Source organism: Enterococcus sp. AMC1086 (genome assembly GCF_058216575.1).
Genome location: NZ_CM177100.1, coordinates 2,609,110 through 2,633,043 on the forward strand (window position 1 = coordinate 2,609,110; position 23,934 = coordinate 2,633,043).

Genomic DNA, 23,934 nt, shown 5'->3' on the forward strand with positions numbered 1-23,934 from the left:
AGTGAATGAGAAGAAAATTCGATGTCTACCATCATTTTCTTCTCATTTTTTTGATGGAGTTTAACGGGTGTGGACAAAAGGAACAATCACTTTTTGTTCCACACCCTAAATACTTTTGTTCTAGCCTCTTAACTTCTACGTTCATTTCCAGCCATATTCAATAATTCTTTTGCATGTTCAGTCGTTAGTTTCGTAATTTCACTGCCTGAAAGCATACGGGCAATTTCGGCTACTCGTTCATCTTTTTTCAATCTTCTAACCTTTGTTTCTGTACGTTCGCCAATAATTTCTTTTTCAATAAAATATTGATAGTCGGCTACAGCAGCGACTTGAGGAAGATGCGTAATACATAGCACTTGTGAGTTTTCAGAAATTTGGTAGATTTTATCTGCGATCGCTTGTGCAACGCGGCCACTAACACCTGTATCAACCTCATCAAAAACAATACTTGTGATTCCTTGAGACTTAGAAAAGATTGTTTTTAATGCCAACATCACACGGGAAAGTTCTCCACCAGACGCAACTCTTACTAAAGGTTTTAATGGCTCTCCAGGATTTGTCGTTATATAAAATTCGACTTGATCTAGTCCTTCCTCAGTAAATTGTTCTTCTGACAATTCTGTGAAACGGATATCAAATACTGTACGCTCCATATATAATTCCTTTAATTCTTTTAAAATATTCTTTTCTAATTTTTTTGCAATTTTCTTTCTGCTTTCCCGTAACTTTAAACCACTCTCAATTACTTGTTTTTTCTTTTCAACTAGTAATGATTCTAACTCACCCGTCCGGCCTTCTAAAAAATCAGCATCTGCTAATTCTCGCGTGATTTCTTGATAATAATCTAGGATCGTTTCTATTGACTCGCCATACTTTCTTTTCATCTGTCTGATGAGTTCCAGTCGAGTTTCTACTTCGTTTAACCGATTTTCGTCTAATTCTAGACTATCGATGTGGCGAGACAGATCACCGCTCGCTTCTTGCAAAAGATAATAACTATTTTGAACAGCTTCTGATATTGCTTTGTACTCAAGATCAAGCATCTCTATCGATAACAATTCATTCATTGCATAACCGATTTTATCTAGACTGCTATCACCATCTCCATTGACTGCTTCATAACTGGCTGTCAAAGCATCTGCGATTTTCTGGAAATTCCCAAGTTTATTTCGTTCTTCGATCAATTGTTCTTCTTCACCTAAAACAAGTTCAGCTGCAGCTATTTCATCGCTTTGAAACTGCAGCATATCCATACGTTGAGCGAATTCTTTTTCATTTTTTTGTCTGTTTCTGACTTTCTTTTCGATCATACGATACTCCGAGTAAAGCCCCTCATATTGCTCTTTTATCTTTAGCAACTCTTTGCCGCCAAAATCGTCAAGCATGCCTAAATGTTTTTCACTCTGCATCAATTCCTGGTGTTCATTCTGGCCGTGAATATCAACTAGAAATTCACCAATTTTGCGTAAATTTGCGATATTGATGATTCGACCATTCACTCGGCAAACATTCTTACCTGAAGTTGAAATATCCCGTTGAATCACAATCGAATCCTCATCTTTTTCGATTCCTAATTCTTCCAAAAGATTCACTAGCTCTTGGTTTTTCGGCATTGTAAAGAGACCTTCCAATGTACATTTAGAAGCGCCTTGACGAATATAGTCACTTGATCCGCGTCCGCCTGTCAATAATCCCATTGCATCAATAATAATTGATTTCCCAGCACCGGTTTCACCGGTTAAAACGGTCATTCCCATTTGAAATTCTAATTGCAATGAGGATATGATCGCAAAATTCTTTACAGAAAGTTCTTGCAACATTTCTATTCACCTCGATTTTATAAATATCGGAAAAATTCATTTTTTAAAAATTCAGCGTCTTTTTCAGTTCGTGCGATGATCAACACGCCATCATCATCGTTAAGTGTTGCAAAGACAATTTCTTTATAGTGCTTTTCGATTAAATTAGATGCTGCTGCAGCATTCCCTGGTATAGTACGCAAAATAACGTGCTTTTCCATTTGATCAACTGAAACAAATGCATCTTTCATTAATTTTTCAAGTTTTACAGAAGTATCTTCTTTTGTTTCTGCAGGAACACTGTAACGATAACCACCATCTATAGATGGTACTTTGATTAGTTTCATTTCTTTAATATCACGAGAAATCGTTGCTTGAGTCACTTCTATGCCTTTTTCTTCTAAGTAAGTGACAAAGTCTTCTTGTTTTTGTATATTTTTATCAGCTAATAAACGAGTAATCAGACGATGCCGATCTTTTTTTCTCATAACTATTTACTCCTTTTCATAATGATCCACCTTATAAATCTTAGCCTTTCATTTCCATTTTATCATAGCGTATTTTTATTCATTTTGAAAGCATAAAAAATAAGGCTGAAACAAAACGTCTAACGCTTTATCTCAGTCTTATGAATCAAGTCTTTTATTTGACAAAAGAATCGATCTATCTGTGTTTACTCACTAGCCTTTTAACTTTTTATGAGCCGCTTCAACAACAGTTGTGATCTCCGTCGATAGCTCTTTAGGCTCTAATGTCTTTTCAGAAGTTAAATAGGCCAAAAATTCGATATTTCCTTCTCCACCAGTGATGGGTGAATAATCCAATCCGCTGACTGAATATCCATTTTCTTGTGCAAATGAAAGAATATCATTTAAAACCATTTTATGGGTTTCAGGTTCACGGACAATACCTTTTTTGCCAACCAACTCTTTACCCGCTTCAAATTGAGGCTTGATCAACGCAATGACTTTACCACCTGGTTTCAAGATGTTGTGCAGTGGAGGTAAAATCAATTTTAGAGAGATAAAGGATACATCGATCGTTGCGATATCTGGAGTGCCTGCTTGAAAATCTTCTGGTGTGCTGTAGCGGAAATTCGTTCGTTCCATGACAACTACTCGTTCGTCTTGACGGATCTTCCATGCGAGTTGATTATAACCAACATCTAGCGCATAGCTCAAACGAGCGCCATTTTGCAACGCTACATCGGTAAATCCGCCAGTAGATGAACCAATGTCCAACATAGTTTTATCCGTCACATCTAATTCAAATACGTCTAACGCTTTTTCAAGTTTTAAACCACCGCGAGAAACGTATTGTAAGGTTTGACCTTTTACTTGTAAAGGCGTTTCAATCAAAATTTTCTCACCGGGTTTATCTAATCGTTCATTTTTATCGTTATAAACGAGTCCTGCCATTACTGCACGTTTGGCCTTTTCTCTTGTTTCAAATAATCCTTGAGTAAACGCTAAAATATCTACGCGCTCTTTCTTCATAAATGCCTTCTTTCTAGCCTAACCGCAATTGTTCTAACAATTCATGTAATAATTCTGATTGAAATTCTGAGCTTGTTTGTTTTATTTTCTCTAATGTATCATTTCCTATTGCTAATTGTTCCTCCAGCGCCTCTTTAGCTCCATCTAATCCAAGTAAGATCGGATAAGTACTTTTGTTTAGCGCTTCATCTCGGCCAACTTGCTTACCCAACTCTTCTTCTGAGCTTGTTGCATCCAACAAGTCATCTTTGATCTGAAAAGCTAAACCTAAATGTTGCGCAAAAACACCTAATAAGTCGACAACTTCTTTTGGCTGATTGGCTAAAATACCACCAGCTAACAGAGCAAATTCGATTAAAGCCCCTGTTTTCTTTTCATGAACATTCGCTAATTCAGATAGTGACAATGCTCGTTTTTCACCTTGCAAATCGCCAGCCTGTCCAGCCACCATCCCCTGTGTACCAGAAGCTTTACTTAACAGTTGGATCAACAATATTTTTTGATTTGACTCGAGTTGACTGATTGCGATCAATTGAAAAGCAGCTGTGAGTAGTCCATCACCTGCTAAAATCGCATACGCTTCACCAAAGACTTTGTGATTCGTTGGTTTACCACGGCGCAAATCATCATCGTCCATCGCTGGTAAATCATCATGGATCAATGAATAGGTATGAACCATTTCTAAAGCAGCCCCGACTTGATAATCATGTACTTCCACTTCTTTATTAAATGAACGAATCGTAGCTAAAACTAAAAGTGGACGAAACCTTTTTCCTCCTGCATGAATTGAATACAACATCGCTTCTTTTAATTGCTCATTTGCAGTGTATTCATTGATAAAATTTTCCATTTCTTTTTCAATAAGCGGTAAACTCAACTTACGAAATTCAGTGAAATCTTCCATCAATTGTCCTCGCTTTCTTCAAAAGTCACTTCTTCGTTAGTTTCTGTCATAACTTTTGTCAGAGTTTTTTCAGCTTTTTCCAATGTATCTTGGCACTGTTTACTTAAGACCATCCCTTGTTGAAACGCAGCTAAGGCTTCTTCTAAAGGAACATCTCCACGCTCTAACCGTTGAACGATCTCTTCTAATTCAATTAGTGATTCTTCAAATGTTTTTTCGACTGCTTTTTCTTTAGCCATTTTGTTACTCCTTTTCAGTGGACGTTATTTTTTCAATCACCGTATCTACCACACCATCCACATAATGGATTTGAATTTTTTCTTTTGGTTGTAGTTCATTGACAGACTTGATGACTTGTTGTTTTTTCGTCGTATAACTATAGCCTCGACCCATGATTTTTAATGGGCTCAACAAATCCAGCTGTTGGACAGCAGAAGTAAATTGTTTTTCTTTATCTTTCATGTATTGTCCCATTCTATCATGAAGTGATTTGTTCAAAAACGTTAGTTGCTGCTGACTTTCTCTGATTTGTCCGATTGGTGTTTGTTGTTTAAATTGAGCAATAATTTCTTGTGCTGTTCGTTGTTTTTGATGATAAACAGTTTCCATCGATTGCATCAAGCGTTGCGTGATTCGGTCTAATTTAATGGTTTGTCCTTCATACAAACGGTCTGGTTGCTTGAATACATATGAATTTTTCAACCGTTGATACCGTTCATTTTTTTGCTGTAATTGATAAAGAAAACTTTGCTCTAAGCGCGTTTGCCGATCTTTGATTTTTAGTAATTCTTCATTCAATACTGGAACGGCCAGTTCTGCTGCTGCAGTTGGTGTTGCCGCTCTCACATCAGCTACCATATCGGCAATCGTTATATCTGTCTCGTGACCCACTGAAGAAATAACTGGTGTATTTGCCTGATAAATCGCTCTGGCTACTCGTTCTTCATTAAACGGCCACAAGTCCTCGATCGAACCACCACCACGACCAATAATCATTGTATCAAAGTTCCCTAATTCTTCGATGCGTTGAATATTACGAACAATATCATCTGCCGCCTGATCTCCTTGCACTAACGTAGGAAATAAAACGAGTTGTGCAATCGGATATCTGCGTTTTACTGTCGTAATAATATCGCGGATAACAGCCCCGCTCGGACTTGTTACAACGGCAATTCGTTTAGGGTATCTAGGCAGATTTTTTTTAGGTCCTTCAAATAATCCTTCTTTTCCTAATTTCTCACGTAACTCTGCCAACGCTTGATATAAAGCGCCCACACCATCCGGCTCCATATGCTCGACATAAATTTGATAGGAACCACCACTTTCATATAATGAAACTCGACCAACTAAAAGGACTTTCATTCCTTCTTTTGGTTGAAACTTCAGTTTTTGAAAAGCAGATTTGAACATGATTGCTGAAATCTTCGCTCCATCGTCTTTTAAACTAAAATACTGGTGAGCATTTGGACGTAAACGAAAGTTGGAAATTTCACCAGTCAAATAAACCCGTTCCAAATATGGATCAGCATCAAATTTACGTTTTAAATATTTTGTTAAAGCTGTAACTGTTAAATATTGCTGTTCCATCTTCTCACCTTACTTTTGTTTTTTACAAGCTTCTACTGTTTGATACATCAACATCGTGATCGTCATCGGTCCAACACCTTTTGGCACTGGCGTGATATAACTTGCTAGAGGAGAGACTTCATCGAATTTTACATCGCCGATCAACTTTCCATGCGTATCTCGATTCATACCAACATCGATGACGACGGCACCAGGTTTAACAAAATCTTTTGTCACAAAGTGCCCACGACCTATCGCAACAACTAAAATATCCGCCTCCCGAGCAACAGAGGGTAAATCAACAGTTCTTGAGTGAGCGATTGTAACCGTAGCATTTTTCATCATCAGAAGTTGTGCCATTGGCTTCCCAACAATATTACTTCGACCGATCACAACTGCTCGTTTGCCTTCTAAATCAATGTCATACGCTTCAAACATTTTCATGATGCCGTATGGAGTACAAGGAATCATCGTCGGTTCACCAATAAACAGATGCCCCATATTCATTGGATGAAAACCATCGACATCTTTTTTAGGATCGACGGCTAATAGTATTTTCTCTTCATCAATGTGCTTTGGCAATGGTAACTGAACTAATATTCCATGGTATTCTGGATCTTTGTTGTATTGTTCGATCACGTCAAGGAGATCTATTTCTGAAATAGTCTCAGGAAGACGTTCGATTTTTGAATGAATGCCGATTTTGGCTGCTGCGATGTCTTTATTCTTTACATACGTTTGACTGGCTTGATTTTCGCCAACTAATAAAACAACTAAACCTGGACGCATGCCTTTTTTTTCAAGTTCTTGCACTTCTTCTTTGATTTGTGCCTGCATTTTATCTGCTAATTTGCGGCCGTCGATTATCTCTCCCATTAAGCTCACTCCTCGTTTTGTCTATATTCTTTCATTTTAGCATAATTTGGCTAGTCTTAAAACTCTATGATTCCTTATATTTTCTAAATGAAAAAAGATTCAAAGTATCTCTACTTTGAATCAATCTCTTTCATCACATTCGCTAAAACACCGTTGACGAACTTTCTTGAACGGTCATCACTATATTTTTTTGCAAGTTCTATTGCTTCATCCAAAGCAACTGTGTTAGGAACATCCCCAACATAAAGCATTTCGAAAATAGCCATACGTAAAATGATCAAATCCATTTTAGCAATACGTGTAATCGACCAGTTATTCCCTAAATGTTTTTTGATGATCTCATCCAGTTCTGCTTTTCGATCGCAAACACCACCAACCAATAAATCTAAGTATGTCGGGACAAATTCTTCTCCATCTTCACTAATGATTTCTTGATTATCTAACTCTAATGCGTATGAAATCGCATCTTGTTTTGTTAAGTCAACATTAAAGTCTAAAGGAAATAACGCTTGAAGCGCTTTTTCACGGATCTCATGACGAGTGAAACTTGGCTTACTCATTTTCTCCCTCATCTTCCGGGAATAATTCATCAAAATCTGGTTCAGGCAGCTTCTCAGGTACTACTGCTACCACATGGATATTGACTTCCACTAAATCGATATCTGTCATGAACAGCACTTGCTGTTTCACACGATCTTGCATATCTAAGGCTACTTTAGGTACTGAAATACCGTAATTTAAGTAACAATAAATATCAACTTTAAGACCTTCTTCTTCCGCTCTTAAATAAACTCCCTTACCGTGAGCTGCACGACCAAGAAATTCTGTTACATTATTGGCAAATGTTCCACGCATGCCGTACACACCATCTATTTTAGATGCTGCAATACCAATAATGACTTCAATCACTTCTGGTGCGATAACAATCTCACCTAAAGAATCTTTAGTATTGATTACTAGATTTTTTTCTTCAGTCATTTTAATCCTCCTTATAATAAAAGCGTAGCGGACTCGTTCAGCTCTGATATGAAAATAGGACTGAGTTGTTTTACCTCATTCATATTTAAGCTTTTTTCCGAAAAGCTAGTCCACGAAGCTAGATAATACAAACATAAGCGCAAACTCCTCTTGTTCGATAAGAAAAACTGACTGACCTCTTGTTATCTCATTCAGTTTCCTCTTTCACCAAGGAGCTAGCTGTGTAACTGGATAGTTATAGACTGGAAACTTTTATAATTACTGAATTCCCAACTCATTTCTCTATCTATGTTTACATTCCACCTTAGTTTATCATTAATCCGTTCGTTTCGCTACCAAAAAATCTATGAGAAAATGAGTCAAAAGTAGTTTAATCCTAGAAATTAGTCTGCAACTAGGATACACACCATTTTTTTCATTATTTTCACAAATATTCTTATAATATGATCAATTCTTTGGGCGAATGTGTTAAAACTCGATTTCCTTCGTTCGTAATCAATAAATCATCTTCTATTCTAACACCACCAAGACCTGCAAGATAAATCCCTGGTTCATCCGTGATCACATTTCCAGCTACAAATTGTTTATCTGCTCTAAACGAAACATTCGGACCTTCATGAATTTCTAAGCCAATTCCATGACCCGTACTATGTCCAAATGCCTCACCATATCCGTAAGATGCAATATGATCACGAGCAATCCCATCCAATTGAATCCCAGTCAGTCCTGGTCTTGCTTCATCTAGTACTTTTAACTGCGCTTCTAAAACGATTTGATAAATCTCTTTCAGTTTACTATCTGGTTCGCCGATTGCAAATGTTCGAGTCATATCAGAAACATATCCTTGATAATAACAGCCAAAATCCAACGTGATCAAATCACCTTTTTCAATGACTTTTTCACTAGCAACACCATGCGGCATTGCAGAGCGCACACCACTTGCTACGATTGTTTCAAAAGATACACCTGAAGCGCCTAAAGAACGCATATAAAAATCTAATTGATTGGCAATTTCAATTTCTGTCATACCAGGTTTAATGACTGTCAGAATATGCTTGAATCCAAGATCAGCGATACTGCAGGCTTTTTCAATGATTGCAATTTCTTCTTCGTCTTTGACTTCACGCAATTCTTCAATCAGACCTGCTACTGGTATTAGATCACATGGTGTGATTTCTTCCAAAAGACTATATTCCGCAAAGCTCATAGCCGTTTCTTCAAACGCAATATTTGCCAATTGTTCTTTTTCTGCAATCGCTACAACTTCATCGTAAATCGGCCCAGAATTTTGAATAATTTCAAAGTCTTGAGCTTGTTCTGCTGCTTGTTCTGTATAGCGAAAATCAGTGACAAAAAAAGCTTTGTCTAACGTAATCACTGCCAATCCTGTTGTTCCAGTAAAATTTGTCAGATAACGCAAATTATATGGACTTGTGATTAGAAAACTCGAAAGATCATTTTTTTTCATTAATGCTCTTAATTTATTTACTCTTGCTATCATTGTTTCATCCTTCTTTCCTAATAAGTTCTTTCCTATTATATCAAATAATGATTTTGAAAAACACCGAAGAGCAGTAACCTCTAATTTATTCTAAAGTTTTTATACTACTAGATTTATTTTACCATTTTTTAATTTCTTTTCGTTATAGTAAGCTTTGAAAGAGAGGTCAACTATGAAAAAACGATATTTTGTCTACTTATTTCTATTCGCTATTATCGGCATGCCCCTTTATGCCTTTTTTATAGAGCCAAAAATGATCATCACACACCGCTACACAGTTGGCAGCAATGACGGACAAAAGGCGGTCAAAGTTGTACAACTTTCAGACATTCATATTCAGAAAAAATACCCAGTTGCACAATTAGAAAAAATCGTTACAAAAGTCAATAACGGAAACCCTGATATTATCTTATTTACAGGTGATTTATTTGATAACTACGCAACATACGGGCCAGTTGAAGAAGTTATTACAGCACTTAAGCGTTTAAAAGCGCCATTAGGAAAATATGCTGTCTGGGGGAATCATGACTACGGCGGCGGAGCAGCTCATATTTATCCTGAGGTTTTAGCTGCATCAGACTTTCACTTACTTGAAAACAGCGGTGTTACTATTCCACTCTCTAATGAAAAATCGATCTACATAGGTGGTTTGGATGACTCTGTTTTAGGGAATTCATCAATTGAGGATACATTGGCTAACCGGCAAAGTGACTATACTATTTTATTAAGCCATGAACCAGACAAAGCCGATGACGTACTCAATCAAAATATTCAGCTAATATTGTCCGGTCACAGTCACGGTGGCCAAGTAAAGCTTCCCTTTTTTAGAATCAAGAATGTGATGGCAGAAAAATATTTTGAAGGTTTTTATCATTTAGAAAACGACAAAACGTTGTATGTCAATACAGGATTAGGTACAACAAAAATTCCAGCACGTTTTGGAGTACCACCAGAAATCGCTGTTTTTGATCTGTATGTTTAAAGTAGAGATTGCTTTTGTTCCCATCGTTTATTCGGATTCTTTAAGGCTACTCAAACATTGATATTCTTCGCTTTTTATCCATATGTATCCTAGCTGTCTAAGTTTCAAACGTAACCAATCTCGGTCCTAATAGTCAAGATTCTATTGATTATACCAACTTTTTATCTTTTTTTAATGATGGCCCTTTTTTTGAATCGATAGTTATCAAATAAATACAAAAAACGAGTGAGTTCAAAGCATTCACTCGTTTTGATTTGTTAATTATTTTTTAGTTAGTTTCCTTTAACCAACTTTTTTGTCGGCTCATACTTAGAATCATTCGACAAATCGGACCTACAAGTAATAATTGAAGTGGCAATGCCAGAATCAGATTTTTAGTAAAAGCTTCAATGTAATAATTCAAAAAATTATCTGTAAAACCAAATTGCATGAAAACACCGTACATTGACATAAAAAAGACCATTCCTAAAACCATACAGCTGGAAACAGCAATGATCATATGGATTTTTTTCTCTTTATTGATAGGTAAAGCAAAAGCAAGCTTCTTGGCTGGTGATGAGACGATCAAAATATCAAATATAAACGCTACAATAAATCCTGGGACTAATCCAATTAATAAATTACTCAATGAAAATTGGCCATGCAGTAAAAGATTATAAGCGCTCATTGAAATAACCATAGAAAAACAGACAATCGTTGTGAAAAATATTCCTTCTTTTTTATTTTGTGGCATGCAATACACTCCTTTTTTTTAATAACAGAGTTTATGCTACCATATTAAAAAATTTTTCGTAAGTAAAATATTTTTAATCCTTTTCTAATGGCATTTTTTTGGGCAAAATATGTATCTGATGGTTTAAAAAAACTCTATCTTTTAATATAAAAGATAGAGTAAATCAGTTCAAAATTTATTGAGCTACTGGATAAACAGATACTTGTTTTTTGTCACGGCCTTTACGTTCAAAACGTACTACGCCGTCTACTTTAGCAAATAAAGTGTCATCGCCACCAATACCTACGTTAGCTCCTGGGTAAATTTTAGTTCCGCGTTGACGGTATAAAATTGATCCACCAGTTACTGTTTGGCCATCAGCACTTTTAGCGCCTAGGCGTTTAGATTCTGAATCACGACCATTGGAAGTAGAACCTCCACCTTTTTTATGGGCGAAAAACTGTAAATTCATTTTTAGCATTATCTGCACCTCCTATTTTCTAATTAATTGTCGTTACTCGAACAAATTCACTGTTTTCTGCCTCAACAGATTGGAGACCTAATAAAAGATTCTCTAATAATATCTGAGCAATGTTTGCTTGTTCTTGAGTAACATCAGAAATCGTTTCAACATACATGTATCCTTGTTCCACTTCATTCATATCTATAATTGGCGTAAATCCCGCTAAGGCTTCAATGCCATTATATGTACTAAAAGCTAGAACAGATACTGCAGCACAAACAATATCCTGACCTGGTTCAGCTGAGTAAGCATGACCACTTATTTCAAAAGAAACGATCTGGCCTGAGCCATTTCGTTTAAAAGAACTTTTAATCATTGATAGGCCTCTTTCCTATGCAACTTAAAAGAATTATGCGTTGATTGCGTTGATTACAACTTTTGTATATGGTTGACGGTGACCTTGTTTGCGGTGAGTGTGTTTTTTAGGTTTGTATTTGAAAGTCACGACTTTCTTTTGTTTGCCGTGTTTTTCTACAGTTCCTTCGACAGTTGCACCTGAGACAGTTGGAGCTCCTACTTTCGTAGATTCGCCACCCACCAAGATAACTTCGTCAAAAACAACTTTTTCGCCAGCTTCTACGTCTAATTTTTCAACGTAAATTGCTTGACCTACCTCAACTTTTACTTGTTTACCACCAGTTTTGATAATTGCGTACATGCTATACAGCACCTCCTTCTTCTAGACTTAGACTCGCCATCCCAAGTGACAACGGTTGTTGTACTTACAAAAACTTGTTCTGTGCGGTTGTAGCTGTGGAGCCCACAATTACAACATTAATATTGTACCAAAATACGAAATGAGAGTCAATAAAAACTTAGCCTTTCTTGCATATAAACCACTTCCTGAAAAAAAATTGTTGTTATTTCTAATTTATGATTGACTTTGTTTTCTATGTTCATTATAATAAATTCTGTTGCGTTATTATTTTGCGCCAATAGCTCAGCTGGATAGAGCACTCGCCTTCTAAGCGAGCGGTCGGGAGTTCGAATCTCTCTTGGCGTATTATTTTAATCGTTTATACTGAAAAGAGTTTGGGACATAAGTCCTAACGAAAAATCCAGATACCAATCAACTTGATTGGCATCTGGATTATTTTTTTCTATAAAAATAAGAACACCTTTGCTAGAATAAAAGTAACTACACAAATAAACAAGCGAGGTGTTCTTATGTTTAAAAATTATACCACAAATCAAGTCATTCTTCCTCTAGATTTTAGTTTTCAGTTAGAAAAAAATGATATCGCATTTGTTATTGATCAATTAGTGGAAAGTATTCCCGAGGCACGTTTTCTTCCTTTTCACCATCAGATGGGTCCTTCTTCTTATCATCCCAAAATGATGATGAAGATGATTTTATGCGCCTACACACAATCTGTATTTTCTGGTCGCAAGATTGAAGCGTTGACGAAAGACAGTATTCGCATGATGTGGCTCACTCAAAGCTATCAACCTAGCTATCGAACAATCAATCGTTTCCGTGTGAATCCCTTAGTGAACACACTCCTTCGGGAGTGCTTCGTCCAATTCCGTAGTCAATTAGTCAAGGAACAATTAATCGATGAAGAAGCTATTTTTATCGATGGCACAAAGATTGAAGCCAACGCAAATAAATATACCTTTGTTTGGAGAAAATCCATTGATAACTTTGACAAAAAACTCACCGAAAAATCAACCTTTCTTTATGATGAACTATTGAAAAATACGATTATTCCTGAAATTGAGCGCGAGTCCGAAAAAGAATTATCTGTCACTGAATTAGGCAAGATTGAAGAAAATCTCGCGCATGTTGTCGAAAAGTTTACAGATAAAATCGAACAAGCAAAGGATGGAATTACGCGCAAATCAATTCGTTCTAAACGAAAAGTTCCAAAAAAATTAAGGAAACTTTTCAAAGACTTTAAAGAGCGAAAACTCGCTTATCAAAAACATAGACAGATTTTAGGACAACGAAACAGCTATTCTAGAACAGATCCAGATGCCACTTTTATGCGCATGAAAGATGATCATATGAAAAATGGTCAGTTGAAAGCAGGTTATAATCTTCAAATCGCCACGAACAGTCAGTATATTTTAGGCTATGATCTTTTCTCAAATCCAACAGATACACGAACATTGCGCCCTTTTTTAACCACTTTAAAAGAGTGTTTCTTTGATCTGCCAAACTATATTGTCGCAGATGCCGGCTATGGAGGAGAAGAAAACTATCAAGCGGTTTTAGAGGATCACGAGCGAACACCACTCATCACTTATGCCATGTACCATAAAGAACAGAAGAAAAAGTTTAAACAAAATCCGTTCCTTCCAGCAAACTGGCCGTACCAAGAATTAGAGGATACGTTTCTTTGTCCAAACGGACGAAAAATGAATTTTCGAAACTATTCTATTCGTACAGATAAATATGGCTTTAAACGTTATTTAAAACGGTATGAATGTGAAGACTGCTCGAATTGTCCTCTTCGAAGCCAGTGTACAAAAGCGAAGAGTGACAAGAATCGTGAGATTCAAAAGAACATGAATTGGGAATACTTTAAAGCAAGAATTCAACAGCTGCTTTCAGAAGAAGAAACAGGTAAACTCTATCGTCAACGAAAAATTGACGTCGAACCAGCTTTCGGACATTTGAAGGCTTGTTTAGGGTTCACTCGGTTCTCTGTTCGAGGGAAACAACAGGCACACAATGAAATTGGGCTTGCGCTAATGGCTGTAAATTTGAGAAAATATAGGCTAAATAAGCTATCAAACAAGAATAATTCTCCCAAGAAACTAAAAAACAGAAGACTAAAAATCATTTTTATGATTTTCGGTCTTCTGTTTTATTTGTCTTAAGACTTATGTCCCAAGCTCTTTTTTCTTATGAAAGTTCTACTTTTCCTGTATATAATTGATGGTAAATTCCTTTTCCTTCTAGCAATTCTTCATGACTGCCACGTTCTATGATACGCCCATGATCCATCACCATGATTGCATCTGAATTTTGAATGGTTGACAATCGATGTGCGATAACAAATACCGTTCTACCTTTCATTAAACGATCCATCCCAGCTTGTACATGTTTTTCCGTTCTCGTATCGATACTGGATGTTGCTTCGTCCAATATCATCACTGGCGGATCAGCAATTGCGGCTCTTGCAATTGATAGTAGCTGCCGTTGCCCTTGAGATAAACCTTCACCATCACCCGTGATCACTGTATCATATTTATTGGGTAAATGATTGATAAAATCCTCTGCATTTGCTAATTGAGCCGCTTTGATCACATCATCATCTGATGCATTCAATTTCCCATAGCGAATATTTTCACGAATCGTTCCCGTAAATAAATGAGTGTCCTGCAAAACAATTCCTAATGATTTTCTTAAAGAACTTTTTTTGATTTTCTTCACATTGATCCCATCATAACGGATTTTTCCTTCTTGAATATCATAAAAACGATTGATCAAGTTGGTAATCGTTGTTTTTCCTGCTCCAGTCGCTCCAACAAAGGCAACTTTTTGACCTGGTTTTGCATAAAGATTAATATCTTTTAAGACTCGATTCTGATTAGTATAACCAAAGGATACTTCTTCAAAGCGTACATCTCCAGTTAATTCTGTATACGTCACTGTACCATCTTTATGCGGATGTTTCCACGCCCATAAGCCTGTTCTAACGTCACTTTCAACAAGATGACCTGACTCACGATTCACATGAACTAACGTCACATAGCCATCATCAACTTCCGATTTTTCATCGATCAAAGTAAAAATGCGATCTGCACCAGCCAAAGCCATGATCACAAAATTGATTTGTTGAGAAACTTGGCTGATAGGCATATTCAATGAACGGCTTAATTGAAGAAAAGAGGCGATCATCCCAATCGTTAAACCCGATACACCATACACTGAAAAGATTCCTCCTACTACCGCTAAAAGTACGTATTGAATGTTCAACAAATTCATCATGATCGGCATTAAGCTATTTGCATATTTATTAGCCTGAGTAGCGCTTTGACGTAATTCTTCATTAATCATTTTGAATTGTTTAATCGTTTGCGGCTCGTGGTTAAATATTTTCACCACTTTTTGTCCATGCATTATTTCTTCAACAAATCCATTTACACGTCCTAAATCCCGTTGTTGTTTCCCAAAATGACGACTACTGCGCCCAGCAATCATCCGAATCGTCACGATCATTATGGAAACAGAGACCATCACGACTAGTGTCAATGGAATGCTGATTGTAAACATAGCAATAAACACACTAACAAAACTAACAACTGCTGCTACTAAATTAGGAATGCTTTGTGAAATCATCTGGCGTAATGTATCCGTATCATTCGTAAAATGACTCATAATATCTCCGTCAGAATTTGAATCAAAATAGCTAATGGGCAATGTTTCAAGATGAGTAAACATTTCATTTCGAATTGTTTTTTGTGTTCCTTCACCGATACGAACCATCATCAGGTTATAGCCTAAATTTGCAATGATCCCAACACCATAAATCAGCGCCATTGTTGTGATTGCCTTTAACAATCCAGAAAAATTAGAATTACTTTGGCCAAGAAGCGGTGTAATATAATTATCAATCACCACTTGCAAGAATAATGAGCCGCGGACATTGGCAAAAGTACTTAGTAAGATGAGAAATAGTACTAATATAAGCTGGAATTTATAATTTTTAAACATATATGAAAACAGTCTTTTCAACGTTTTCAAAGGATCTTGACTTTTGCGAATCCCTTTTGTTTGTTCATCACGCATCGTCTTCACCAAATCCTTTCTGCTGAGATTCGTACACTTCTTGATAAATCTGATTATTAGCTAACAACTCATCATGGGTTCCGATAGCATCAATCAAACCTTTGTCCATCACAATAATGCGATCAGAATCTTGAACAGAAGACACTCGTTGCCCGATAATAAAGGTTGTCGTTCCTGGGATTTCTTGTCTCATCCCTTCTCTTATCAGGCTATCTGTTTTCGTATCAACAGCACTTGTAGAATCATCCAAAATCAGAATTTTTGGTTTTTTCAATAAGGCGCGAGCAATACATAAACGTTGTTTTTGACCCCCTGAGACGTTATTTCCACCTTGAGAAATCATTGTGTCATATTTATCAGGAAATTCTTCGATAAAACTATCCGCCTGCGCAATTTTACATACTCTGATCAAATCTTCTTCTGTGGCCTCTTCATTTCCCCAACGCAGATTTTCTTTGATTGTTCCTGTAAATAATACATTATTTTGTAAAACCATGCTGACTTGGTCACGCAATGATTTTAGATCATACTCTCGTACATCGTGTCCACCAACTTCGACTGATCCTTGTGTAACATCATATAATCTTGGAATCAACTGGACTAATGTAGATTTAGAACTACCTGTTCCACCAACGATCCCGATCACTTCTCCTGATTTGATTTCCATATTCGCCTGCATCAACGCTAATTTTTCAAGATCGTTAGCATAGCTGAAACAGACATCTTTAAAGCGAACAGAACCATCTGGAATGTCATAAAGTGGGTCTTTATTGTTTTTTAAATCACTTTCTTCTGATAAAACTTCTGTGATACGTTCAGCAGATGTTCGTGCGATTAACACTATGACAAAAACCATTGATAACATATTTAAACTCATCAAAACCTGCATCGTATACGTAAACATACTAACTAGTTCACCTGTGGTCAAAGTACCACCTACTACAAACTTTGCTCCTAACCATGAGATCAATAACATACACGTGTATATAGCAAACTGCAAAATGGGGTTATTAAATGCAACGATACTTTGCGCTTTTGAAAATGTTTTATAAATATCTTTAGAAACTGTTTTGAATTTTTCATCCTCATGTTTTTCTCTCACATAAGATTTAACAACACGAATCCCTTGTAAATTTTCTTGAACAACGTTATTTAATTTGTCATAAATCCGAAAAACTTTATTGAAATTGGGGTGAGCAAAATAAATAACAGTCGCTAGACCAATCATCAAAAATGGCACAACACCTAAGTAAATCAATGATAAATCTTTATTGATACTGTACGCCATAGCTAATGAAAAAATCATGACCAATGGACTACGAACTAAAAGCCGAATAATCATTTGATAAGCATTTTGAACATTGGTCACATCAGTAGTCAATCGTGTAATCAAACTTGAGGTAGAAAAACGATCGATGTTTGAAAAAGAAAAGCCTTGGATGCGAACAAATAATTGATCGCGTAAATTTTTAGCAAAACCAGCTGATGCAACAGCGGCATACCGACCTGACATCGCACCAAAAAATAAAGCAATGATTGCACAAATAAATAAAATCGCCCCATACATCAAAATAGCTTTTGTATCCCCTTTTTCAATTCCGTTATCGATCATCATTGCCATTACTAAAGGAATAATGATATCTAAAATCACTTCTCCAGTTACATAGATTGGCGTAATGATACTTTCTTTTTTATAAATACCTATGTTGGCGATCAGCTTTTTTATCATGTAATCCGTTCACCTTCCTTATTTATTTTTTTGCTGTTCTCAGATAGTTTGTCCATTAATTTAAAGAAGATTACGAGTTCTTCTTCTGGAATCCCTTGTACCAGTAATTCATCGAACTTATGTAACTTTACGATGTTTTCTTTAACTTTTTGTTTTCCTAGTTCAGTCAGAATAATTGTTTTGAAACGGTTGTCTTCTTTGCAACTGCTTCGTTCGATAAATAAACGTTTCTCCATTGTTTGTAGCACGCCTGTTGCAGTGGAACGTCGAATGTCAAATTCTTGTTCGATGTCTTTTTGATAGACTGGAACTTGTTGACTATTACGGCGGTGAATGAAATTCAGAATGCGCATTTGGATGCTTGAAGAGGCTTCGCCGTCGTCTTCTTTTAGAATTTCTGCTGCCTTTCGATTGAGTTCATTGGCTAATATTCTGATTTTTAAGCCGATTTTTCTGTCCATGATTTACCTCCTTGTTAAATAGTTCGGTTCCTAACTATATTATAAAAAAATATTGATATGGTCAAGTGTGTTCAGCCAAAATGTTTTTAACCACTTTATAGCCGATCAAGATCAATCTTCCACTAAAAACATCTCTCACTACTTTATTTAATTTGTAACAAATTAAATAATCCAGATAACAGTAAAATCAGTTGTTATCTGGATTATTTATCTATTTACTTTATTAGCATGTAACTAATTAATTTTCTTGAGCATAACCGAACTTTTCAATACTGTACCATTGCTACTGCTTCCATTTTTTATTATTCGTAGCGTTGCTCCGGCTTTTAATTCAAAAATACCGCTTATACCGGATTCTCCATTGGGTGTATTTCTACTCTCAGTGAGAGGATTTACTAAGCTTCCATTATTTTCAATAGCTAAAGACATCGTTGTCCATGTACCAGCAGTGCAATCTATGATTGATAATCTACCGTTAATTTCATACAAACCTGTTTCATTTATTTCTATAATATTTGTCCCATCAAATTTATAAAATCCTGATACATTCTCTTTCGTTAACTTCAGTGGGATATTCACCACACCGTGTTTATTATCAACCTCTTCACTTTGGGTAAAATAGACTGTAGCTATTTTTGTATTACTATTTAAAAAAGCTGATAAATCCTCCACCGCACTCACATGGGTTTTAGGATATAAAATTGTTCCTTTTTCTTCTAATTGTACGATATCTGCCATTATACTGATCCCACCTTATTAAATGTTATTGTTGGTAATGTATCTAATTTCTTCTTATCTACTGCACTCATCAATCCATTGACTGTTTGTGTTGCAACAGCAGTTGTTGTGGCATTTGTCCCGGCTGGGCCTTGTGGTCCTGTGGCTCCAGTTGCACCTGTTTCTCCTTTTTCACCCTTGATTGTTGTGATTCCTTCCACAGCATTCACATGGGTTTTCGGATAAATAAGCGCTCCATCATTTTTCAATTCAACGATATCTGTCATACTGATCCCACCTTATCTATTGTTATGCCTGTACCTTGAACACCTAAATCCTTCGCTGTTAAGGTGATGTCTCCTGTTTTTCCATTGATTGATGTTACGCCTGTTCCTATTGTTTCGATTTTATCTAAACCAAGAACTGCGCTAACATGGGTTTCTGGAAACACTTGACGTTGTACACCTGATTCATCGGTTTCCATGACTTTTTTGACTTCTACTTCATTCGGCATTAGACTGAACCTACCTTTCTTATGAAGAAAGTATTTTGTTTTTCACTATCGATTTCAGCTATCACTAAGGCTGAAGCTTCTTTTTTATGCGTAATGCTTCCTAATTTAGTCACCCCATGATTCAAGCTAAATTTATCATCTCGAAGCGTTCTAAGAATTCCGGTTTCACCACTTTTTAAAGTGAAATGCGCTAATTTTAATTCTTCGATTAAGTTCAAAAGATTACCAGCAACATTTTCATCTAAAATTCCTTTAATCGTAGTAAACCATTTATCAAACTCTGCTCTTTGAACTTCTGTCCACTGATCATAGCGCTGTTGATTTGTTATGATCCACTCTTGGAATTCAGCAATAATCCGCTGCAGTTCTTCTTGTGCGACTACATACCAGTCATCATAGACCTCCTGACATGTTTTCACCCATTCAGTAAAATAGCGTAAAATTTCTTCAAATGTCCAAATATAGTTACTATCTTTAATACCATCTTCATAGATACTTTTTTTAACTTGATAAGTAAAATCACTTGTAGAAAATTGTTGGCGCCAGCTTAAGTCTTTTTGCAGTTCTCTAAAACTAAAGTAAGCCGTATTTTCTCCAATATTTTGCATATCGTAATTGGTTAATGTGTATTCCAATATTCCTTTTTTTGCGTCGATGATTTTAGTGACTTTTTGTTCAGATAAACCGAGACCTACATGATGGCCTTGTTTGACGCAGAAAAAAGGGGTTAAATTTGAAATGTCTTTTGGTTTTCCTTGTTCTGTTACGGTTACAGCCAAAACTTGACTTCCTTCGTCAAATTGACGAATCATGATCGAAGGAATATTGTCATTTGGTTGTGTTGTTGATAAAAAAATTGGATAGACGATTGACATTTACTCACTCCTTTCTAAAAAATTGTTTATTTGGGTGGGATGACAATTGAACTGATTTCGCTTGCTCCAACCCATGATCGCTCATATTTGCCGACTACTTGTCCTAATCCGATATTTTGCTCATAAGTTTGGAAGCCTCCATTGATTAAACCACGGATGACACCTGTGTGACCATATGTGCTGTCGACAGTAAAGCCGCCAATATTGCCGCCTCGTTTCCAGTTGATGATTGCACCTGTTACTAATTGGTCGTATGTTGGATTAAAAATAACTTTCCAACCAACTGCCGACCAGTTGTAACCACTACCAATTTCAGCTGCTGCTTCAGTATTTCCAATCACATGGCTTAAGGGATAGCCTGTATTTGCGCCTAAACCACAGCCACCTAGAAATCCAGAATACTCTGCTGGGACTGCATAACATTGTCCATTGCCTAAAGGCTGTTTGTATAATGTCTCTAAATGAGCTAAACCAGCAGCGCCTGTAGTTGATCCTGGCTTTAAGTTTCTTAATTTGTCATACCAGTATTGAGCTTGCTGTGCTCTAACTGGTTGATTAGGGTATTTAGGATGCTCATAAAATGCAATAAAATACTCTGCTGCTAGTCTAACGTCTGACAATTTTGTAAAGTCTCTAAATAATATATTTGATAAGTCTGGACGTTCATAATTTGGAAACCATTGTTGATTGTTTTCCATTTCCCATTGAATCCGTTGGCATTGAGTATCAAGCGTTCGATGATCCAACCCATGTTCGTTACACCAATCAACAAGTTTAGATTTAGGCGTCCATTGCGTCAGCCCATAGCCACCTCCGCCACTCGATTCATCAATATCAGGCATAATCCCTGATTCTGATTGGATATTCCCGAGCATTCCAGCGATAGATTGCTCCGACCAGCCTTTATTTTTAAAGAATCGCCAAATTCCCCAAGCATTTTTTTCCTGATCTGTTGTCAGTTCTGGAGGGATTCCGCCTCCGCTACCTGAGCCACCACTACCGTTTCCCGTTATTTCTTTTCCGTTGATAAATAACTTCCCTGTAATATGCAAATCGCCATTATGTTTCCATACCGCTCGTGAATTTAGCTTAGGTTCTTCCATCGTACTTTCTTTTGGTATTTGAATAACATAGTTAGATGTATTTTCTATATCTTTACTCCCAGAGTTCAATGAAAAAATAAATCCGGGCTTTTGAATGACCGCAAATCCATTAACTTTTCCATTACTTGTTGTTGCGCTTATAGAACCTAAACGTTTATTTACTTTTTTATCACTAAAAATAATATTTCCATTTAGAATCTGTATTTGAAATGTGTCATCTAGAGTTTTAAACTCGCACCCTTCTATTGTTCGTCCTCTAATCGTTCCAGCTTGAATAAAATCAGCATTGAATTTTCCATCAATGGTCCAAGCTGTTTTATACTCACCTTTATTAAAATCTCCATCAATAAAACCAATACCTTCACTATTAGCCACTAAAAAATGATCACTCGTTTCAAGAGAGCCTTTGTTCATCCATACCATCTGGTAAGGTTCACGACTATCTGATTTACCAGTTTCAATCCCATTCATCAGCTTTATAGAACCGCCTTTGGCACCACGGATAATATCATCTTGCCACTTAGATATTTCTTCTGAATCATAAAAAGTCATCTTTTTTTCGTCTAAAGAATCAACATTTCCTTTGAGATCTGAAGTAGCTTTTGAAATACTTTTCGCAATATTATCTCCTAAACCAGCCTCGACTTTTCCTGTTAAGCGATCGATTTTCACTTTAAAAATACGAGTTTGGTAGTGATAATTTCGGTCATATCGATGGATAGTGACAGTATTTCCAATGGTATCTCCACCTAAAATTTCAGTTTTAAATTGAACGAGCGGACGCGAATATTCAACGAGTGAATCATAGGTTTTTTGTAGGAGTTTTGCTGGATCTTCTTCCTCATCAAACGTAATGACTTTTTCACGTCTTCTCATGCCACCGTTTTTGAGTGGAATACCGTATTGCTCGGTCATTTCAGGAAATTCCAACCAGTTTTGTCCCTTTGGTTTATTCAACGGTTTACCTGTTATTTTTTTCCATTCTATATTCGTGAATTCGATTCGTTTGCCTTTTCCATCGCCCACATCTTCACCGCGACCACGACCAATCAAACTTGTATACACTTGATTACGATCCTGTTCTTTCACAATACTCAATGCTTTTTCACCGTACGTGAAACGTTGTTTACTTTGTTCGCCGATTTCACGATAAACTTCCAGCCATTTATCTGTAATCCCAATACCATCTATCTTATATTTAAAAAGAATTTCACAGCCATGAGTTTGAATATTTTTTAAAGCATCGCGAACAGAAAAGAGATTGAAATCTTCTGTTATTAAAGGTAAGTTTGAATCGATTTTCCCTAAACGCCATTCTGTTTCTACTAACAGTTTTTGTACTGTATTTTTGATCGATTCATTTTTCACTTGGACATTTTTGACCACGTACGAATCTAACTCATCTGGTGCAAAACTAATTCCAACAAAGGATAAAAGATTTTCTTCTTCACTGTCTAAAATAATTCTATATAAACTATATGAAGCGGTCTCTTCCTTCACAGCCATATATGATGCTTGCTTTAATTCCTCGTCATAGATGGTTGATACATTCAGCGTATCATTCATCAACTCAGCTTTATTTGAAGTGATTTCTTTTTCCTGAATCACTTCGACTAATTCATTTTCCTTAACGATTTGAAGCAAATGTTGCCGCTCATCAAAGAAATAAACACTTTTATTCATAGTTGTACCTCCCGATAAGCAAGAATCATTTTACCGTTATTACAGTGAACGGATTGACCTTCTTTAATTCTAAAGTTTTCAAAATCACTTTCTAAATCAAGTAAAAAAGTTTGATCCAATTCATTTACAAAAACTTTTCCTTTTAAAAAATCAAACACAACTTGATCACCTGCGCTTAAATTGTAGCTAGTGATTTTAATAGTTTGGTCGCCATTTGTGATCTTTAAAGGACCAAAAACGGCAATCGTTACTGTGATTTTTTCTGGTGTCGTTTGATAGGGTAAATAGGTAGTAATGGCTTCATCGGTTTGTAACAAAGCAGAGTATTTTTTCGGATCTGTGCAAAGAATTTCAAAGCTTGCAATAATGCTATTGGTATCCCCTCGCACCTCATCTGTTGTCATATATTGTCCATAGTAGTGATAATCCAATTCGTCTTTAAAGCGAATCTCAATCGCAGACTCTTTATAAAGAAAACGCATCAATTGATGGTATTTTTTCTGAACATCTTTGGCGTCTTTTCCAATCAATTGATAGGTTACTTTCAGCGTTCTGGCAGGTAATTTTTGATTTAGTTTGATACTTCCAACCTGGGTTTCTTGCGTTTCTACCGTAAGTGACAGCATTTCTCTACCTGTTACCGCTAAAGTACGATAACCGTCGATCATTTTTTCGAGATAAACACCCTCATACATCATGGCTGAAGAAGGAAGAATCAAATCATCTTTGTGGACTTTTTTAGTTGTGTCTTCAAAATAATACATTTTTTCCCTC

25 protein-coding genes, 1 tRNA gene and 1 other annotated feature are annotated in these 23,934 nt (G+C 36.3%); of the genes, 3 read left to right on the top strand and 23 right to left on the bottom strand.

Annotation, left to right across the window (positions count from 1 at the left end):
- Nucleotides 1-128: 128 nt before the first annotated feature.
- The 10 genes from recN to AC4BC4_RS12315 form a co-directional block, all read right to left on the bottom strand.
- The gene (gene recN / locus AC4BC4_RS12270; protein WP_490475871.1) at nt 129-1,820 is read right to left on the bottom strand and encodes a DNA repair protein RecN; all 1,692 of its coding nucleotides are present in this window, start codon (nt 1,818-1,820) and stop codon (nt 129-131) included.
- Between the two features lie 17 nt (nt 1,821-1,837).
- Nucleotides 1,838-2,287: an arginine repressor gene (locus AC4BC4_RS12275; protein ID WP_438757080.1), complete on the bottom strand. Its 450-nt coding sequence runs from the start codon at nt 2,285-2,287 to the stop codon at nt 1,838-1,840.
- A gap of 192 nt (nt 2,288-2,479) precedes the next feature.
- Complete coding sequence (locus AC4BC4_RS12280; protein WP_490475872.1) at nt 2,480-3,295, bottom strand: TlyA family RNA methyltransferase; 816 nt, start codon at nt 3,293-3,295, stop codon at nt 2,480-2,482.
- Nucleotides 3,296-3,308: 13 nt separating this feature from the next.
- Entirely contained in the window at nt 3,309-4,199 is an 891-nt protein-coding gene (locus AC4BC4_RS12285; RefSeq protein WP_490475873.1) for a polyprenyl synthetase family protein, read from the bottom strand.
- Complete coding sequence (locus AC4BC4_RS12290) at nt 4,199-4,438, bottom strand: exodeoxyribonuclease VII small subunit (protein WP_490475874.1); 240 nt, start codon at nt 4,436-4,438, stop codon at nt 4,199-4,201. Before AC4BC4_RS12290 ends, AC4BC4_RS12285 begins: the two co-directional genes overlap by 1 nt.
- Before the next feature lie 4 nt (nt 4,439-4,442).
- Nucleotides 4,443-5,786: an exodeoxyribonuclease VII large subunit gene (gene xseA, locus AC4BC4_RS12295; protein ID WP_490475875.1), complete on the bottom strand. Its 1,344-nt coding sequence runs from the start codon at nt 5,784-5,786 to the stop codon at nt 4,443-4,445.
- Between the two features lie 9 nt (nt 5,787-5,795).
- Nucleotides 5,796-6,641, bottom strand: coding sequence for a bifunctional methylenetetrahydrofolate dehydrogenase/methenyltetrahydrofolate cyclohydrolase (locus tag AC4BC4_RS12300; protein ID WP_490475876.1), 846 nt, complete (start codon nt 6,639-6,641; stop codon nt 5,796-5,798).
- A gap of 110 nt (nt 6,642-6,751) precedes the next feature.
- The gene (gene nusB, locus AC4BC4_RS12305) at nt 6,752-7,201 is read right to left on the bottom strand and encodes a transcription antitermination factor NusB (RefSeq protein ID WP_069655274.1); all 450 of its coding nucleotides are present in this window, start codon (nt 7,199-7,201) and stop codon (nt 6,752-6,754) included.
- On the bottom strand, nt 7,194-7,619 hold the full coding sequence (locus tag AC4BC4_RS12310; RefSeq protein WP_438757087.1) for an Asp23/Gls24 family envelope stress response protein: 426 nt from the start codon (nt 7,617-7,619) through the stop codon (nt 7,194-7,196). The genes nusB and AC4BC4_RS12310 overlap by 8 nt, the downstream gene beginning before the upstream one ends.
- Before the next feature lie 436 nt (nt 7,620-8,055).
- Complete coding sequence (locus AC4BC4_RS12315; RefSeq protein WP_490475877.1) at nt 8,056-9,120, bottom strand: M24 family metallopeptidase; 1,065 nt, start codon at nt 9,118-9,120, stop codon at nt 8,056-8,058.
- A 172-nt stretch (nt 9,121-9,292) separates the two neighbouring features.
- On the opposite strand from AC4BC4_RS12315, the gene AC4BC4_RS12320 reads away from it, so the two are divergent.
- Entirely contained in the window at nt 9,293-10,102 is an 810-nt protein-coding gene (locus tag AC4BC4_RS12320; RefSeq protein WP_490475878.1) for a metallophosphoesterase, read from the top strand.
- Nucleotides 10,103-10,370: 268 nt separating this feature from the next.
- Here AC4BC4_RS12320 and AC4BC4_RS12325 read toward each other — a convergent pair whose 3' ends face one another.
- The 4 genes from AC4BC4_RS12325 to rplU form a co-directional block, all read right to left on the bottom strand.
- On the bottom strand, nt 10,371-10,835 hold the full coding sequence (locus AC4BC4_RS12325; RefSeq protein ID WP_490475879.1) for a DUF2798 domain-containing protein: 465 nt from the start codon (nt 10,833-10,835) through the stop codon (nt 10,371-10,373).
- Nucleotides 10,836-11,010: 175 nt separating this feature from the next.
- The gene (gene rpmA, locus AC4BC4_RS12330) at nt 11,011-11,298 is read right to left on the bottom strand and encodes a 50S ribosomal protein L27 (RefSeq protein ID WP_438758825.1); all 288 of its coding nucleotides are present in this window, start codon (nt 11,296-11,298) and stop codon (nt 11,011-11,013) included.
- 16 nt (nt 11,299-11,314) lie between these two features.
- On the bottom strand, nt 11,315-11,653 hold the full coding sequence (locus AC4BC4_RS12335; RefSeq protein WP_438757095.1) for a ribosomal-processing cysteine protease Prp: 339 nt from the start codon (nt 11,651-11,653) through the stop codon (nt 11,315-11,317).
- A 33-nt stretch (nt 11,654-11,686) separates the two neighbouring features.
- Nucleotides 11,687-11,995 (bottom strand): 50S ribosomal protein L21, encoded by a 309-nt coding sequence (rplU, locus tag AC4BC4_RS12340; protein ID WP_438757096.1) that lies wholly within the window; start codon nt 11,993-11,995, stop codon nt 11,687-11,689.
- A gap of 19 nt (nt 11,996-12,014) precedes the next feature.
- Nucleotides 12,015-12,094: a sequence feature (ribosomal protein L21 leader region), on the bottom strand.
- A gap of 172 nt (nt 12,095-12,266) precedes the next feature.
- Here rplU and AC4BC4_RS12345 point away from each other — a divergent pair.
- Both AC4BC4_RS12345 and AC4BC4_RS12350 read left to right on the top strand, forming a co-directional pair.
- Nucleotides 12,267-12,340, top strand: a tRNA-Arg gene (locus tag AC4BC4_RS12345).
- A 164-nt stretch (nt 12,341-12,504) separates the two neighbouring features.
- On the top strand, nt 12,505-14,163 hold the full coding sequence (locus AC4BC4_RS12350; protein WP_490477379.1) for an IS1182 family transposase: 1,659 nt from the start codon (nt 12,505-12,507) through the stop codon (nt 14,161-14,163).
- A gap of 25 nt (nt 14,164-14,188) precedes the next feature.
- On the opposite strand, the gene AC4BC4_RS12355 is transcribed toward AC4BC4_RS12350, so the two are convergent.
- The 9 genes from AC4BC4_RS12355 to AC4BC4_RS12395 form a co-directional block, all read right to left on the bottom strand.
- A complete protein-coding gene (locus AC4BC4_RS12355; protein ID WP_490477380.1) occupies nt 14,189-16,078 on the bottom strand; it encodes an ABC transporter ATP-binding protein in 1,890 nt (629 codons plus the stop codon).
- The gene (locus AC4BC4_RS12360; RefSeq protein ID WP_490475880.1) at nt 16,071-17,807 is read right to left on the bottom strand and encodes an ABC transporter ATP-binding protein; all 1,737 of its coding nucleotides are present in this window, start codon (nt 17,805-17,807) and stop codon (nt 16,071-16,073) included. Before AC4BC4_RS12360 ends, AC4BC4_RS12355 begins: the two co-directional genes overlap by 8 nt.
- Entirely contained in the window at nt 17,804-18,268 is a 465-nt protein-coding gene (locus AC4BC4_RS12365; protein WP_438757098.1) for a MarR family winged helix-turn-helix transcriptional regulator, read from the bottom strand. Before AC4BC4_RS12365 ends, AC4BC4_RS12360 begins: the two co-directional genes overlap by 4 nt.
- Before the next feature lie 234 nt (nt 18,269-18,502).
- A complete protein-coding gene (locus AC4BC4_RS12370; RefSeq protein ID WP_438757099.1) occupies nt 18,503-19,006 on the bottom strand; it encodes a hypothetical protein in 504 nt (167 codons plus the stop codon).
- Entirely contained in the window at nt 19,006-19,272 is a 267-nt protein-coding gene (locus AC4BC4_RS12375; protein ID WP_438757100.1) for a collagen-like protein, read from the bottom strand. Before AC4BC4_RS12375 ends, AC4BC4_RS12370 begins: the two co-directional genes overlap by 1 nt.
- Complete coding sequence (locus AC4BC4_RS12380) at nt 19,269-19,499, bottom strand: hypothetical protein (protein ID WP_438757101.1); 231 nt, start codon at nt 19,497-19,499, stop codon at nt 19,269-19,271. The genes AC4BC4_RS12375 and AC4BC4_RS12380 overlap by 4 nt, the downstream gene beginning before the upstream one ends.
- The gene (locus AC4BC4_RS12385; protein WP_490475881.1) at nt 19,499-20,374 is read right to left on the bottom strand and encodes a phage baseplate upper protein; all 876 of its coding nucleotides are present in this window, start codon (nt 20,372-20,374) and stop codon (nt 19,499-19,501) included. The genes AC4BC4_RS12380 and AC4BC4_RS12385 overlap by 1 nt, the downstream gene beginning before the upstream one ends.
- Before the next feature lie 26 nt (nt 20,375-20,400).
- Entirely contained in the window at nt 20,401-23,160 is a 2,760-nt protein-coding gene (locus tag AC4BC4_RS12390) for a phage tail spike protein (RefSeq protein ID WP_490475882.1), read from the bottom strand.
- Nucleotides 23,157-23,924 carry a distal tail protein Dit gene (locus AC4BC4_RS12395; RefSeq protein WP_490475883.1) on the bottom strand — a complete coding sequence of 256 codons (768 nt, stop codon included), beginning with the start codon at nt 23,922-23,924 and terminating at the stop codon, nt 23,157-23,159. The genes AC4BC4_RS12390 and AC4BC4_RS12395 overlap by 4 nt, the downstream gene beginning before the upstream one ends.
- Nucleotides 23,925-23,934: the final 10 nt, after the last annotated feature.

Bases quoted from the DNA above. Each gene is read 5' to 3' on its own strand.
- recN (WP_490475871.1), bottom strand. From the start codon at position 1,820: ATGTTGCAAGAACTTTCTGTAAAGAATTTTGCGATCATATCCTCATTG.
- AC4BC4_RS12275 (WP_438757080.1), bottom strand. From the start codon at position 2,287: ATGAGAAAAAAAGATCGGCATCGTCTGATTACTCGTTTATTAGCTGAT.
- AC4BC4_RS12280 (WP_490475872.1), bottom strand. From the start codon at position 3,295: ATGAAGAAAGAGCGCGTAGATATTTTAGCGTTTACTCAAGGATTATTT.
- AC4BC4_RS12285 (WP_490475873.1), bottom strand. From the start codon at position 4,199: ATGGAAGATTTCACTGAATTTCGTAAGTTGAGTTTACCGCTTATTGAA.
- AC4BC4_RS12290 (WP_490475874.1), bottom strand. From the start codon at position 4,438: ATGGCTAAAGAAAAAGCAGTCGAAAAAACATTTGAAGAATCACTAATT.
- xseA (WP_490475875.1), bottom strand. From the start codon at position 5,786: ATGGAACAGCAATATTTAACAGTTACAGCTTTAACAAAATATTTAAAA.
- AC4BC4_RS12300 (WP_490475876.1), bottom strand. From the start codon at position 6,641: ATGGGAGAGATAATCGACGGCCGCAAATTAGCAGATAAAATGCAGGCA.
- nusB (WP_069655274.1), bottom strand. From the start codon at position 7,201: ATGAGTAAGCCAAGTTTCACTCGTCATGAGATCCGTGAAAAAGCGCTT.
- AC4BC4_RS12310 (WP_438757087.1), bottom strand. From the start codon at position 7,619: ATGACTGAAGAAAAAAATCTAGTAATCAATACTAAAGATTCTTTAGGT.
- AC4BC4_RS12315 (WP_490475877.1), bottom strand. From the start codon at position 9,120: ATGATAGCAAGAGTAAATAAATTAAGAGCATTAATGAAAAAAAATGAT.
- AC4BC4_RS12320 (WP_490475878.1), top strand. From the start codon at position 9,293: ATGAAAAAACGATATTTTGTCTACTTATTTCTATTCGCTATTATCGGC.
- AC4BC4_RS12325 (WP_490475879.1), bottom strand. From the start codon at position 10,835: ATGCCACAAAATAAAAAAGAAGGAATATTTTTCACAACGATTGTCTGT.
- AC4BC4_RS12335 (WP_438757095.1), bottom strand. From the start codon at position 11,653: ATGATTAAAAGTTCTTTTAAACGAAATGGCTCAGGCCAGATCGTTTCT.
- rplU (WP_438757096.1), bottom strand. From the start codon at position 11,995: ATGTACGCAATTATCAAAACTGGTGGTAAACAAGTAAAAGTTGAGGTA.
- AC4BC4_RS12350 (WP_490477379.1), top strand. From the start codon at position 12,505: ATGTTTAAAAATTATACCACAAATCAAGTCATTCTTCCTCTAGATTTT.
- AC4BC4_RS12355 (WP_490477380.1), bottom strand. From the start codon at position 16,078: ATGCGTGATGAACAAACAAAAGGGATTCGCAAAAGTCAAGATCCTTTG.
- AC4BC4_RS12360 (WP_490475880.1), bottom strand. From the start codon at position 17,807: ATGATAAAAAAGCTGATCGCCAACATAGGTATTTATAAAAAAGAAAGT.
- AC4BC4_RS12365 (WP_438757098.1), bottom strand. From the start codon at position 18,268: ATGGACAGAAAAATCGGCTTAAAAATCAGAATATTAGCCAATGAACTC.
- AC4BC4_RS12370 (WP_438757099.1), bottom strand. From the start codon at position 19,006: ATGGCAGATATCGTACAATTAGAAGAAAAAGGAACAATTTTATATCCT.
- AC4BC4_RS12375 (WP_438757100.1), bottom strand. From the start codon at position 19,272: ATGACAGATATCGTTGAATTGAAAAATGATGGAGCGCTTATTTATCCG.
- AC4BC4_RS12380 (WP_438757101.1), bottom strand. From the start codon at position 19,499: ATGCCGAATGAAGTAGAAGTCAAAAAAGTCATGGAAACCGATGAATCA.
- AC4BC4_RS12385 (WP_490475881.1), bottom strand. From the start codon at position 20,374: ATGTCAATCGTCTATCCAATTTTTTTATCAACAACACAACCAAATGAC.
- AC4BC4_RS12390 (WP_490475882.1), bottom strand. From the start codon at position 23,160: ATGAATAAAAGTGTTTATTTCTTTGATGAGCGGCAACATTTGCTTCAA.
- AC4BC4_RS12395 (WP_490475883.1), bottom strand. From the start codon at position 23,924: ATGTATTATTTTGAAGACACAACTAAAAAAGTCCACAAAGATGATTTG.